This is a genomic window from Occallatibacter sp., from assembly GCF_049802275.1.
Classification (GTDB): Bacteria; Acidobacteriota; Terriglobia; order Terriglobales; family Acidobacteriaceae; genus Telmatobacter.
Genome location: NZ_JBARMD010000021.1, coordinates 1 through 12,908, shown reverse-complemented (window position 1 = coordinate 12,908; position 12,908 = coordinate 1). Strand labels below are relative to the sequence as shown.

Below are 12,908 nucleotides of genomic sequence, written 5' to 3'. Positions count from 1 at the left end.
CGAGCAAATGCGGATGCTGGTGAAAGATTTGCGCGAGGCGGCGAAAATCGCGGGGCGTTAAGGACCGAACGGCGGATTGCGGCGCGTCGTTTCGCAGGGCCGGGGAAGGTTCGTGGTTTCCCATGTCTCAAAATCGAGACATGGGGCACCTGAGGTCCCAGTAACTTGGGACTGCCGGGACAGCCTCTGCCACCCGACAGATTTCTACTGTTTAGATTTGGAATTTTCGCGGAGGTCGGCCAGGACCTTGAGGTAGGCGCGGGCGGTCTCGGTGATGGTCTCAGGATGCCCGGCATCGATGGCCGCGAGGTTCACGAGATCGCTCCCCACTCCCAATGCGCGCGCGCCGGCCTGGATGAAGCTGGCTGCAGTTTCCAGCGTAACGCCGCCGGTGGGGATCAGCTTGAGTAAAGGGAATGGCGCCAGCACCGACTTTAGATAGCTGGCACCGCCCATCGCTGAGCAGGGGAAAATCTTCACGTAGTCCGCACCTGCCCGCCAGGCTGTGATGATTTCAGTGGGCGTGAGCGCGCCGGGGATGGAGAGTTTGCCGTTGGTTTTCGTCGTGTTGATGACTTCGGGGTGCAGGCTGGGGCTGACAACAAATTCGGCGCCTGCATTGATGGTGGCCTGGGCTTCAGAAGCCGTCGTTACTGTGCCGGAACCAAGCAGCAGTTGAGAACCATATTTCTGCTTGAGTTCCTTGAGCAAATCAATGGCGCCTGGGACAGTCATGGTGACTTCGACTACGGTGACGCCGCCGGCGATCATGGCCTGGACAACGGCGTGAGCCTGCTTCGGATTCTTTGCGCGCAGAACCGGGATGAGGCCGACGCGTTCGATGATTTCTGCGGTGGTTTCTGGCATATCTTTGTTCCTGATCTTTTGACTTCCAATCCCAGGTCTCAAAAGCCAGACCCTGGGGCTCGCTCAGGGCAGGCTCTGGGTCACCCAAGTTCGTGCTATCCCACTCATGGCGCAAAAAGCGCGTCATGAATGGGGCACCCAAGTTCGTGTTAACGCGCGATGCGGGCGCTGCCGCCTTTCATTGCGCGTTCAACTTCGGCTAGTGTGGCCATGCTGGTGTCGCCGGCGGTGGTCATAGCCAACGCGCCGTGTGCTACGCCGCAGCGGACGGCCCATTCGAATGGCTTGCCGGCAAGCATTCCGTAGATGAGGCCCGAGGCGAAGCTGTCGCCGCCTCCGACGCGGTCGAGAATGTCGATCTCCTGCTGCGGCACGTGGACGATCTCGTCCTGGTAGAGCGCAATGGCTCCCCATGCGTTGCGGCTGGCAGTGCGCGCGGTGCGCAGAGTGCTGGCGATGAGTTTCAGATTCGGATATGCGGCGGCGACCTCGCGGAGCATCGCTTCATATGCGGCGATGGGCAATTCGTCGAAGTCCTCGCTGACACCTTTGATCTCGACGCCGAGCATGGCGGAGAAGTCTTCTTCGTTCCCCAGCAGCAAGTCGACTTTGCGGACGAGGGTGCGGTTCACTTCCTGCGCCTTGGCTTTTCCGCCAATGGAGCGCCAGAGGGAGTCGCGGTAATTCAGGTCGTACGAGACAGGCGTTCCGTTGCGCCGGGCCGCATCCATGGCTTCTGCGGCCACGTCGGCTGTGGAGGCGGAGAGCGCCGCGAAGATGCCGCCAGTGTGCAGCCAGCGGGTGCCGTTACTCGGACCAAAGATGGACTCCCAGTCGAAGTCGCCGGGTTTGACCTGGCTGATGGCCGTGTGTCCACGGTCGTTGCAGCCGGCTGCGGCACGCGAGCCAAATCCGCGCTCGGTGAAATTGAGGCCGTTGCGTGCAGTGCGTCCTACGCCATCGAACGGAATCCAGCGGAGGAGTGAGGAGTCGACCCCGCCTTGCAGGATGCAGTCTTCGACGAGTCGGCCAACCGCGTTGTCGGCGAGTGCTGTTGCGATGGCGGTGCGAAGTCCGAAACAGCGGCGGAGTCCCCGGGCCACGTTGTACTCGCCGCCGCCTTCCCAAACAGTGAATTGTCGCGCGGTGTGAACGCGGCCTTCGCCAGGGTCAAGACGAAGCATGACTTCGCCGAGGCTGAGGCAGTCCCAGCGGCGATTCGTATCCGGAATCAGTATGGGTTCCATATTCGATCCAATGAAACTGTAACGCATCTCGATGGGCAGGGAGACAATGGGTACCGCTGGAGGAGACGCTGCTTCGTCGTGACCGGGATGGCCTAGGATGGCGCGTGATAGATTTTGTTGGTTAGTAAAACGGCTGAAATCTGCGCAGGCAATGATGAACGCCTGCAGATCTTAGAGTTAGGCGAGGAATTGAATGAGTAAGGGTCTCTTTGATTTGAGTGGCAGAGTTGCGGTAGTCACAGGGGGAACAACCGGTATAGGCCATGCAATCGCCGTGGGACTGGCCGAGGCCGGAGCCGATGTTGTGCCGAGTTCGCGTCGTGCTGATCAAGTGGAGAAGGCTGCGAAAGAGATTGAGGCATTGGGCCGTCGTTCGCTGCGGGTTACGAGTGACGTGCTGAACCGGGCTTCTCTGGAATCGTTGCATGATGCGGTGATCAAGGAATTTGGCAAAGTCGATATCCTTGTGAATGCGGCGGGCGTCACGTACAAGGCTCCCACGCTCGAGACCGCTGAGGCGGACTGGTCCCGCGTGATCGAGACGAACCTGACGGGAACACTGCGGGCTTGCCAGATCTTCGGAAAGACGATGGTGAAGGCTGGCTATGGGCGCATCGTCAACATCGCGTCGCTGACCACGTTTGTCGGGTTCTATCAGGTGGCGGCCTATTCGGCTTCCAAGGCGGCCGTTGGATCGCTGACGAAGGTGCTGGCGGTTGAATTGGCTAAGACGGGCGTGAATGTAAATGCGATTGCTCCAGGGATGTTTCCGACGGACTTAAACGCAAAGCTGATTACCGGAACTCCACGGGGTGAGGAGTTGCATATGCGCGTGCCGATGGGGCGGTTTGGGAAGGCAAGCGAACTGGCGGGTGCTGCGATCTTTCTGGCGTCCGAGGCTTCTTCGTATGTGACTGGCGAGATTGTCGCAGTGGATGGCGGGTTTCTGGCCAGCGGAGTCAATCAGTGAAGAAAAGGATCCGGGGTCAGTGTTCAGGGATCAGTAAGAAACGAGCGAACAGCGGACGTTGCGATGAGACGAACGAACGATGAAGATTACGAATGCATACGTCAACATCACTTCGCCGGGGCGGAATTTTGTCACGCTGAGGATTGAGACGGACGAAGGAATATACGGGCTGGGAGACGGCACGCTGAATGGGCGTGAGTTGGCGGTTGCGTCCTACCTCACCGACCATGTGATTCCATGCATCGTTGGGCGCAATCCGTTTCAGACCGAGGATATCTGGCAGTATCTCTACCGCGGGCCGTATTGGCGTCGTGGGCCGGTAACGATGACCGCAATTGCAGCGGTGGACGTGGCGCTGTGGGACATCAAGGGGAAGGCGCTGAACACGCCCCTGTACAACCTGCTCGGTGGAAAGAGCCGCGAAGGCGTGATGGTGTATGCGCACGCGAATGGCGCGGATGTGGATGCGGCACTTGAGGATGTGGCGAAGCACAAGGAACTGGGGTACAAGGCGATCCGCGTGCAGAGCGGAATCCCGGGGCTCTCGAGCACATACGGCGTGGCTAAGGGGCCGGGACGTTATGAGCCGGCAGAGCGCGGATTGCCGCATGAATATGCGTGGTCGAGCGAACTCTACCTGCGTCACGTGCCGAATTTGTTCGCGCGGGTGCGGGAGGAGTTCGGCGAGGAATTGCACCTGCTGCACGACTGCCACCATCGACTGACACCGATCGAGGCCGGCCGCCTGGGTAAAGAATTGGAGCCATTTCATCTCTTTTGGATAGAGGATCCTACGGCAGCAGAGTTGCAGGAAGGCTTTAAGGTTATCAGGGAGCACACCACGACCCCGATCGCTGTTGGCGAGGTCTTCAATTCGGTGTGGGATGCGCATGATCTGATTCGCAACCAGTGGATCGACTATCTGCGCATGACAATCGTTCATGGTGGCGGCATCACGCACCTGAAGAAGGCGGCAGACTTTGCGGCGATGTATCACGTGCGCACGGGATTTCATGGAGCGACGGATTTGTCTCCGGTGACGATGGCGGCGGCGTTGCATCTCGATACTGCGATTCACAATTTCGGAATTCAGGAGCACATGCCGCACACGGACGAGACCGACGCGGTGTTCCCCCACGCTTACGCGTTCAAGGACGGCATGATGTATCCGGGCGATCGACCGGGATTAGGCGTGGATCTGAACGAGAAGCTTGCGGCGAAGTATCCGTATCAACGAGCGTATCTGCCGGTAAATCGCAAACTCGATGGCACGTTGACAGACTGGTAGGACAATGGCGAACCCGACGAAGCCAATGGACATGAGATCGGAAGCAACAGACGGCCTGGGCGAACCACCACCGCTGCGAGGCCGGTGGACGGTCTGCGCCATGCTGTTTGTGGCGACGACGATCAACTATGTCGATCGGCAGGTGCTGTCGATTTTGAAGCCGATTCTGCATGGCCAGACAATTCACTTGCAGCCGCTGTTTTCAGCCTGGCCCTCGGTAGAAACGACGATCAATGTCACCGACCGGGAGTATGGATACATCCTTGCGGGATTCCAGGTGGCGTATGCGCTGGGAGTCGTGTTCGCCGGCCGACTGGTGGACAGGCTCGGCTGCCGCAGGGGATATCCGCTGGTGACCGGGCTGTGGAGCCTGGCGGCAATGGCGCACGCGCTGGTGCGCTCGGTGATGGGCTTTGGGATCGCGCGATTCTTTCTGGGCCTGGGGGAGAGCGGGAATTTTCCGGCGGCAATCAAAGCTACCGCTGAGTGGTTTCCGCCCAAAGAGCGGGCGCTTGCCACTGGGATTTTCAATTCGGGTGCGGGCGTTGGTGCCATTGTCGCGCCCCTGGTGGTGCCATGGGTGGCTATTCACTTTGGCTGGCGTTCCGCGTTTCTGGTGACCGGAATATTTTCTGTCATCTGGATCGTGTGGTGGTCGATTCGCTACCGCAAACCGCAGGAGACGATGGACTGGACGCGGGGTCAGGTGGTGGTGGCCCCATCGGCAGACGTTTTACCGTGGTGGGGACTGCTTCGCTATCGGCAGGCGTGGGGATTCATGATCGGAAAGTTCCTCACGGATCCGGTGTGGTGGTTCTTTTTGTTTTGGCTGCCGCAGTATTTTCACTCGCGATTTGGGCTCGACCTGACCCATATGGGGCCTCCGCTGGTTACGGTGTATGTGGTGTCGACGATTGGCAGCGTCTACGGCGGATGGCTGCCGAAGGGTTATCTTCGATTGGGTATGACGCTGAAGGCGGCGCGGCTTGCGGCGATGCTCACTTGTGCATGCTGCGTTTTACCGGTTGTGATGGTGGGTAGCCTCAGTTCCGAGTGGATCGCAGTTGGGCTGCTTTCACTGGCAGCGGCGGCACATCAGGGCTGGTCCGCGAATATCTTCACGACGGCGTCGGACATGTTTCCGTCGGAGCACGTAGGGACGGTGGTGAGTTTCGGGCAGGTGGCAGGCGCGCTTGGAGGTGCAATCTTCCAGCCGATAGCGGGAGACGTTCTGCAACGGGCGCACGAGATGCACACGCAATCCGGCTTCGTTCCCCTGTTTATTTACTCGGGCTGCGCCTACCTGATTGCGCTGGCCTTGCTGCGCACATTGGCGCCCGGACTGAAGCGGGCCGAACTGCCGAGCAATTGAAACCGGATAAAACGATGATTGCCGATCATCCGTGACTATGGTCACGCATTGGGCATGAATCAGGTGGGGGTTGCTGCATTTGTAGTGCCCGTTCGATATGGAGACAGGACGCCCGCGTATTGACGCATTGTTCCTGGGGGATGAGACTCTTTTAACAGGCGATTGCAAAGAAGGCAGAGATGATCAGGCAGCGAAAACTGCGTATGGGAATGGTAGGCGGTGGTCCGGGCGCATTTATCGGGCCGGTGCACCGCATTGCCGCCGAACTCGACGGCAAGATCGAACTGGTTGCTGGTGCGTTTTCACAATCGGCAGAACGGTCAAGATCGGCTGGAGCGGCTTACAAGATCGAGCCCGATCGGGCTTATGCGGATTACAAATCGATGCTGGAGGCGGAGCAAAAACGGCAGGATCCCATCGACTTCGTCGCCATCGTTACGCCGAATCACCTGCACTTGCCGGTCGCTCTGGCATCTCTGGCCGCCGGCTTCCCGGTGATGAGTGACAAGCCGGCGACGGCGACCTACGAAGAAGCGGTTGAACTGGAGAAGGCGGTTCGAAAGAGCGGATTGCCGTATGGACTCACCCACACGTATGCCGGATACGCGCTGGTCCGCGAAGCGCGGGCGATGTGTGCAGACGGACAATTAGGTAAAATTCGCAAGATTGCTGTCGAGTATCTACAGGGCTGGCTGACGAAGCCGATCGAGACGACGGGGCAGAAGCAGGCAGCGTGGCGATCCGATCCCGCGCAGAGCGGACAGGGTGGATGCATCGGCGACATCGGGGTGCATGCGTTTCATCTCGCTGAGTATGTGACGGGGCTGAAGGTTGTGGGCCTGAATGCCTCGCTGCTTTCAGTGGTGCCTGGGCGCAAGCTTGATGACGACTGCACAGCGCTGCTGCGCATGGATAACGATGCGCAGGGCGTACTGATGACTTCGCAGATTGCGGCGGGGGAGGGAAACGGGTTGCGCCTGCGCGTGTATGGTGAAAAAGGATCGCTCGATTGGCGGCAGGAGCACCCAAACCGGCTGCGGGTGAAATGGCTCGATGGGCCTGAGGAGATTCGACACGCGGCCGGCGGCTACTTGAGCGCCGATGCGCGCGCGGTGACAAGACTGCCGGGAGGACATCCGGAGGGCTATCTTGAAGCTTTTGCCGTGCTCTATCGGGAGTTTGCCGATGTGCTGATTGCGTGGCAGAAGAGTCGAACCAGTGAGATTCCGCCGACGCTGCCGGGGATCGAAGCCGGCCTGCGCGGCATGCGATTTATCGATCGAGCTATCGAGAGCAGCAAGGGCGAGAGCTGGGTTGAATTTTGAACAATGAGAATTAGTTCTTGGAGCACGCGATGAAGACGATCAAAGGGCCGGGCATTTTTCTGGCGCAGTTTGTCGATGATCAGGCGCCTTTTAATTCGCTGGAAGGTATGGCGCACTGGGCAGCGCAGTTGGGCTTCGTTGGGGTACAGATTCCCTCTTGGGACCGGCGTCTTTTCAACCTGAAGCTTGCCGCGGAGAGCCGCGACTATTGCGAGGAAATCCTCGGAATTCTGGACGCCGCCGGATTGAAGCTTACTGAGCTATCGACCCATTTGCAGGGTCAGTTGGTTGCTTCGAACCCAGCGTACAATGTGCTGCTCGACGGTTTTGCTCCATCAGAACTGGCGGGCAGGCCGCAGGAGCAACAGGCGTGGGCCGTGCAGCAACTGGAGTGGGCGGCGATGGCAAGCAGCAGGCTCGGACTTACTGCTCACGCAACGTTCTCAGGCGCGCTGGCGTGGCCGTATTTTTATCCATGGCCGCAGAGGCCGGCTGGAATGATCGAAGCGGCGTTTGAGGAACTTGGACGACGTTGGACTCCGATCCTGAATCTATTCGATGAAGCTGGCGTGGACGTTTGCTACGAGTTGCATCCGGGAGAGGACCTGCATGACGGCGTAACCTTCGAGCGATTCCTGAAAGCGGTAAACGATCACAAGCGCGCGAATATCCTCTACGACCCGAGCCACATGATTCTGCAGCAACTGGATTATCTGGAGTTCCTGGATTTCTACCACGATCGGGTGCGCGCCTTTCATGTGAAGGACGCGGAGTTCCGGCCGAATGGACGGTCTGGCGTGTATGGCGGGTACCAGGATTGGATTGATCGCGCGGGACGCTTCCGTTCGCTAGGCGATGGGCAGATCGATTTCAAGGCGATCTTCAGCAAGATGGCGCAATACGATTATCCGGGCTGGGCGGTGCTGGAGTGGGAGTGCTGTATCAAGCATCCGAGGGCTGGAGCCGTCGAGGGTGCGGCGCTGATCAAGGAATGGATCATTCGAGTGACCGACAAGGCTTTTGACGATTTTGCCGGATCGGGAGCAGACGCAGAGAAGAATCGGAAAATTCTCGGACTGACCGACGCGAAACAAGATGCGGCGCAAGAAAACGGAACTGCTTAAGTGTTGATTCCGGCTGAACGATAGATCTCAGCGATGTATTGCATATCGCGCAAACCCTCTTCGCCCGGCGATTGCGGCTGTTGACCGGTTTGAATGCAATGGGAGAAATGTTCAGCCTCTGCCTGGAACTGCGAGGGGTCGCGCGCGGGGTTGGGCTCATCCAGTTTTGTTCCGGAGTATTCGGCGCGAAGATGCAGCCCCTGGTAAACGAACGCATTGTCTACCTGCAACCATCCCTTTGATCCGTAAACTTTGAAGTATCCATCCATGTTTGCGCCGTAGGTTGTGGTGCAACTCGCAACGATGCCGGAAGGGAAGCGCATAGTCCACGCGACATTTTCTTCGACTTCGTTGAATCTACCGTCGTGATCGATAACGGATGCATAGGCGGAGATTTGGTCCGGTTCTTCGCCGGTGAGATAGCGACACGCATTCAGCGAGTAGATGCCGACGTCATAGAGTGGACCGCCGCCGGCTAACTGCTTATTGAGGCGCCATTCACCAGGAGAGATGTTGAAGCCGAATGCGCTCTGGATCGCCTGCACCTGGCCGAGCGCACCGTCGCGAATGAGCTTTACGGCGCGAAGATTTGTGGGCTCGTAATGGCAGCGGTAGGCGATCATCAGCTTGACGTTTGCAGCCTTGCAGGCGGCGATCATTTTCTCGCAGTCGGCAACGCTGGTGGCCATCGGCTTTTCGCAGAGCACGTGCTTGCCGGCCTTGGCGGCGCGAATGGTGTACTCCGCGTGCATAGAGTTGGGCAACGCAACATAGACGGCATCGACCGCAGGATTCTTCGCGATCTCGTCGAAGTTCTCGTAGCTATAGATCGAAGAGGCGGGAATGTTGTATTCGGCCGCGATGCGGTCGGCCTTGTCGCGATGGCCGCTGACGAGCGCGGTGATCTGCGAGTTGGTAGTGTTTCGCGTTCCCGGCATGAAGTGGCCAGCGATGCGGCCGAGTCCGATGACTGCGTAGCCGATCTTCTTTTGGCCTGCTTGCGCATTCTGATTTGACTGGGCGCGAAGTGCTCCGGGGGCCAGGTGCGCTGCGATGCCCAAAGCGCCAAGGCGGGAAAAGTCTCTGCGAGTGAGTTGCATGTGATCCTCATTTTCGATGACGACGGAAACTTGAGCGCGTTTTTCAGCGCCGATCCAAGCCAGATTGATTCTAGAGCGTGAGCGTTGCTGTCTGCACTTTAGAGTTCACTCTAGCGGCGGCGCGTTCGCTTCTTGCTCACCGAGGTGAGCTTGCCCAGGACTGCGTATTTGCGGTGCTCGACCGGAGACGACAGGACAAGGCTTGTGACGGGATTGCCGTACGGAAGTAGAGCCTCAATCAAGGCCTCAAGATCGGCGAGATTTGTGGTGGTGATTTTGAGCAGGAAGTCGTCGCCGCCGGTAAGGTGGTGACACTCGCGAACCTCTTCGAGTGTCTGGATGAATTCGAGCAGGCGGTAATAATTCTGCCCTCCACAACTCATGCGGATGAATGCGAGGACCTCAAGACCGAGGGCTTCGCGGTCGATTTCGAGGGTGTATCCGCGGAGGATGCCGGTCTCCTCCATCTGTTTAAGACGCTCACCGGTGGCGGTGGGCGAGAGGCCGACGCGTCGGCCAAGCTCGGCTAGACTGAGTCGAGCGTTTGCCTGAAGTTCGTGTAGTAGCTTTCGCCCGTGTATATCGAGTAGTGCCGTGGAATCCATGGCCATAGTCAATCATCATAGCGGATTGGCCTGATATTCGGATTCTGCGGGGATGAATCTTACTTTCGCTTGAAGGGTTAGCCACCTAACATCGCAGGTATGGACAAGCTGATTCTGAATGGACAAGCCCTGACGCTGCCCGAGATCGAAGCCGTTGCGCTGGCAGGATGCCGCGTGGAAGTGGCTGGAGATGCGCTCAGGCGGGTAAAAGAAAGTCGGGTTCTGATTGAGAACATTCTCGCTGCCGGAGAGACTGTGTACGGCGTGAACACCGGGTTCGGCAAGCTGGCAGATGTACGGATCCCCGGCGACAAGCTTGCAGAGTTGCAGATCAACCTTGTGCGCAGCCACGCAGGCGGAGTGGGCGAACCGCTCGCCGAAGCGGAGTCGCGGGCCATGCTGCTTTTGCGCGCCAACGTTCTGGCGAAGGGGTTCAGCGGTGTGCGCACGGAACTGCTGGAGTTGCTGGTCGATTTGCTGAATGCCGGCGTGCACCCAGTGATTCCAGAGAAGGGATCGGTGGGGGCAAGCGGCGATCTGGCGCCACTGGCGCATCTCGCTCTGGTGGTTGTGGGAGAGGGAGAAGCCTTCTATCGCGGGGAGAGGATCTCGGGTGCGGAGGCTCTCCGCCGTGCCGGACTCAAACCACTGCAGCTTACTGCGAAAGAGGGACTGGCGCTATTAAATGGAACGCAGGCCATGACCGCGGTGGGGGCGTTGGCAACGTCGCGGGCGCTGCGAGTAGTGGAGCTTTGCGATCTCTCGGGAGCGATGTCGCTCGAGGCGCTAAAGGGAACGCCGGCGGCGTTCGATGAACGCATCCATCAGGCAAGGCCGCATGCGGGACAGATTAAAGCAGCGGATCATCTAAGAGAACTGCTGGAGGGCTCGGAGATTCGCGAATCGCATCGCGAGCATGATACGCGGGTGCAGGATGCATACTGCCTGCGCTGCATGCCGCAGGTGCACGGCGCTGTTCGCGGCGTGCTGGGGCATGTTGCCGGCGTGCTGGAGACGGAGGCTGGTTCGGCAACGGACAATCCGCTGGTGTTTCCTGACGTATCCGGTGGCGGGGCTGTGATCTCCGGCGGCAATTTTCATGGCGCGCCGCTTTCGTATGCGTTTGACTATGCTGCCTTGGCGATGACGGATTTGGCCGGAATCACGGAGCGGCGTGTCGACCGGTTGCTGAATCCCGATATCAACGAAGGGTTGCCGGCGTTTCTCTCGAATGACCCGGGACTCTCGTCGGGATTCATGATTGCGCAGATTGTTGCGGCAGCGTTGATCAACGAGTGCCAGGTGCTTTCCCATCCATCATCTACAGGCAGCATTCCAACGGATGGGGGCAAAGAGGATCACGTCTCGATGGGGATGACCGGGGCAATCAAGCTCCGGCAGATTGTGGAGCACACGGAGCGGATCCTGGCGATCGAGCTGATGTGCGCAGCGCAGGCACTGGAGTTTCGTCGGCCGCTTAAATCGAGCACGAAAATCGAGGCGGCACATGGAGTCGTGCGCTGGGTGATTCCACGACTGGAACGGGACCGCGTGCTATCGCCGGACATCGACGCACTTTCAGGTGCGATCAGGGCGGGTAAGCTGGATGCGTGGCGGGAGTAGTTCCTTCCCACGCATCGGCACATAACGTCTCTGCTGCGAACTTTCGTGGTTTCCCACCCAGATTCCGTTTAGTTCTAAGCATGACGTTTTTGTCCAAAGCGTGACGTGTAGGATGGAAACGAACGAGGGGGAGACGTGAAGCTCTTTCGCACTACGGGCGGGATCTTTGTCGAACAGGATGAGCAACATTACCTGGTTGCGGACCACGGCTGGGATGAACTGCTTTCGCGCGATGATCTGCCGGAATTTCTAGCGGGGTTTGTGGGGCGTGCGCGACCGCTGGCGGGATTTCGCGAGGGCGAAGTGCTTGCGCCAATCTTTGGGCAGGAAGTGTGGGCGGCGGGTGTGACCTACTATCGCAGCCGCGGTGCTCGCATGGAGGAGTCAAAAGATGCTGGCGGCGGCAATTTCTACGATCGCGTTTATTCGGCGGAACGGCCAGAGCTTTTCTTCAAGTCGACGGCAAGTCGTACAGTGGGCACAGGCGGCAAGGTTCGTATTCGCGGCGATGCTCACTGGTCGGTTCCAGAGCCGGAGTTGACGCTGGTGGTGAGCCCGGCAGGTCGCATCGTGGGCTACACGATCGGCAACGACATGAGTTCGCGCGACATCGAAGGCGAGAACCCGCTCTATCTGCCGCAGGCCAAGGTGTACAACGGGAGCTGTGCGCTGGGGCCGGGAATCCTGATCAGCGCGAGTCCGCTGGCACCCTCGACAGAAATCGCGATTGAGATTCTGCGCCATGATCGAGTGGAGTTTACCGGCTCGGTGGAGTTGACGGAGTTGAAGCGCGATCCCAAGACGCTGGTCGAGTATCTGCTGCGGGATAACGCCTTTCCGACGGGCGTGTTCCTGATGACGGGGACGGGGATTGTGCCGCCGAGTACCTTCACACTTGCGAGCAGCGACCGCATTCGCATCACGATTGAGCCTATCGGCACTCTGGAGAATGAGGTGGCCTGAATTCGTTCTCGTGCCGCGAGGCCGGCCTAGGTCAGATGCTTCTTCAGGAATGCGAGAGCGCGAGTGCGGGCTAGAGCAGAGGCCTCGGCGTTGAAGCTGGCGCGCATGTCGCAATTGAATCCGTGGCCAGCGTTTTCGTACCAGTGAATCTCAACCTCGGGATGGGCTGCGTGGACCTTCTCCACTTGCTCGGCGGGGATGTGGTTGTCGAGCTTGCCGAAGTGAAGCTGGACCGGTGCTGAGGGATTCTCATCGGCAAAATTGCCGATGCGTCCGGCGTAGTAGCCGACTGCAGCGTCGGGGTGAAGCCGTGTTGCGCTCAGCCAAGCAAGCAGGCCGCCGAGACAATAGCCGATAACTCCCGACTTTCTGCCGGTCTGCGCGCGCACATAGTTTAGAGCCGCATCGACGTCTTCCAGCGCCT

12 protein-coding genes are annotated in these 12,908 nt (G+C 59.0%); 7 read left to right on the top strand and 5 right to left on the bottom strand.

The genetic code is table 11. From position 1 onward, the window contains the following. Positions 1-204: 204 nt before the first annotated feature. Together WA354_RS00640 and WA354_RS00635 are read right to left on the bottom strand one after the other, a co-directional pair. Positions 205-867: a bifunctional 4-hydroxy-2-oxoglutarate aldolase/2-dehydro-3-deoxy-phosphogluconate aldolase gene (locus tag WA354_RS00640; RefSeq protein ID WP_472811072.1), complete on the bottom strand. Its 663-nt coding sequence runs from the start codon at positions 865-867 to the stop codon at positions 205-207. 149 nt (positions 868-1,016) lie between these two features. Then, positions 1,017-2,114 (bottom strand): sugar kinase, encoded by a 1,098-nt coding sequence (locus WA354_RS00635; protein ID WP_472811071.1) that lies wholly within the window; start codon positions 2,112-2,114, stop codon positions 1,017-1,019. A 193-nt stretch (positions 2,115-2,307) separates the two neighbouring features. Between WA354_RS00635 and WA354_RS00630 the strand changes: the two genes are divergently transcribed. From WA354_RS00630 to WA354_RS00610, 5 genes are all read left to right on the top strand, one after another. Continuing rightward, on the top strand, positions 2,308-3,084 hold the full coding sequence (locus WA354_RS00630; RefSeq protein ID WP_472811070.1) for an SDR family NAD(P)-dependent oxidoreductase: 777 nt from the start codon (positions 2,308-2,310) through the stop codon (positions 3,082-3,084). A gap of 79 nt (positions 3,085-3,163) precedes the next feature. Then, on the top strand, positions 3,164-4,372 hold the full coding sequence (gene manD / locus WA354_RS00625; protein WP_472811069.1) for a D-mannonate dehydratase ManD: 1,209 nt from the start codon (positions 3,164-3,166) through the stop codon (positions 4,370-4,372). 31 nt (positions 4,373-4,403) lie between these two features. Next, positions 4,404-5,744, top strand: a complete 1,341-nt coding sequence (locus WA354_RS00620) for an MFS transporter (RefSeq protein WP_472811068.1) — start codon at positions 4,404-4,406, stop codon at positions 5,742-5,744. Between the two features lie 179 nt (positions 5,745-5,923). Next, entirely contained in the window at positions 5,924-7,069 is a 1,146-nt protein-coding gene (locus WA354_RS00615; protein ID WP_472811067.1) for a Gfo/Idh/MocA family protein, read from the top strand. Positions 7,070-7,098: 29 nt separating this feature from the next. Beyond that, entirely contained in the window at positions 7,099-8,193 is a 1,095-nt protein-coding gene (locus WA354_RS00610; protein WP_472811066.1) for a sugar phosphate isomerase/epimerase family protein, read from the top strand. Here the strand turns inward: WA354_RS00610 and WA354_RS00605 are convergent. Continuing rightward, positions 8,190-9,293, bottom strand: a complete 1,104-nt coding sequence (locus WA354_RS00605) for a Gfo/Idh/MocA family protein (RefSeq protein ID WP_472811065.1) — start codon at positions 9,291-9,293, stop codon at positions 8,190-8,192. The genes WA354_RS00610 and WA354_RS00605 overlap by 4 nt on opposite strands. A gap of 110 nt (positions 9,294-9,403) precedes the next feature. Further along, positions 9,404-9,904, bottom strand: a complete 501-nt coding sequence (locus WA354_RS00600; protein ID WP_472811064.1) for an Lrp/AsnC family transcriptional regulator — start codon at positions 9,902-9,904, stop codon at positions 9,404-9,406. Between the two features lie 93 nt (positions 9,905-9,997). On the opposite strand from WA354_RS00600, the gene hutH reads away from it, so the two are divergent. Both hutH and WA354_RS00590 read left to right on the top strand, forming a co-directional pair. Next, entirely contained in the window at positions 9,998-11,521 is a 1,524-nt protein-coding gene (gene hutH, locus WA354_RS00595) for a histidine ammonia-lyase (protein ID WP_472811063.1), read from the top strand. Between the two features lie 135 nt (positions 11,522-11,656). Then, the gene (locus WA354_RS00590) at positions 11,657-12,484 is read left to right on the top strand and encodes a fumarylacetoacetate hydrolase family protein (protein ID WP_472811062.1); all 828 of its coding nucleotides are present in this window, start codon (positions 11,657-11,659) and stop codon (positions 12,482-12,484) included. A 26-nt stretch (positions 12,485-12,510) separates the two neighbouring features. Here the strand turns inward: WA354_RS00590 and WA354_RS00585 are convergent. Then, positions 12,511-12,908, bottom strand: a 398-nt coding sequence (locus tag WA354_RS00585; RefSeq protein ID WP_472811061.1) for a dienelactone hydrolase family protein, incomplete at its 5' end; no start/stop codon positions are given.

Bases quoted from the DNA above. Each gene is read 5' to 3' on its own strand.
- WA354_RS00640 (WP_472811072.1), bottom strand. From the start codon at position 867: ATGCCAGAAACCACCGCAGAAATCATCGAACGCGTCGGCCTCATCCCG.
- WA354_RS00635 (WP_472811071.1), bottom strand. From the start codon at position 2,114: ATGGAACCCATACTGATTCCGGATACGAATCGCCGCTGGGACTGCCTC.
- WA354_RS00630 (WP_472811070.1), top strand. From the start codon at position 2,308: ATGAGTAAGGGTCTCTTTGATTTGAGTGGCAGAGTTGCGGTAGTCACA.
- manD (WP_472811069.1), top strand. From the start codon at position 3,164: ATGAAGATTACGAATGCATACGTCAACATCACTTCGCCGGGGCGGAAT.
- WA354_RS00620 (WP_472811068.1), top strand. From the start codon at position 4,404: ATGAGATCGGAAGCAACAGACGGCCTGGGCGAACCACCACCGCTGCGA.
- WA354_RS00615 (WP_472811067.1), top strand. From the start codon at position 5,924: ATGATCAGGCAGCGAAAACTGCGTATGGGAATGGTAGGCGGTGGTCCG.
- WA354_RS00610 (WP_472811066.1), top strand. From the start codon at position 7,099: ATGAAGACGATCAAAGGGCCGGGCATTTTTCTGGCGCAGTTTGTCGAT.
- WA354_RS00605 (WP_472811065.1), bottom strand. From the start codon at position 9,293: ATGCAACTCACTCGCAGAGACTTTTCCCGCCTTGGCGCTTTGGGCATC.
- WA354_RS00600 (WP_472811064.1), bottom strand. From the start codon at position 9,904: ATGGCCATGGATTCCACGGCACTACTCGATATACACGGGCGAAAGCTA.
- hutH (WP_472811063.1), top strand. From the start codon at position 9,998: ATGGACAAGCTGATTCTGAATGGACAAGCCCTGACGCTGCCCGAGATC.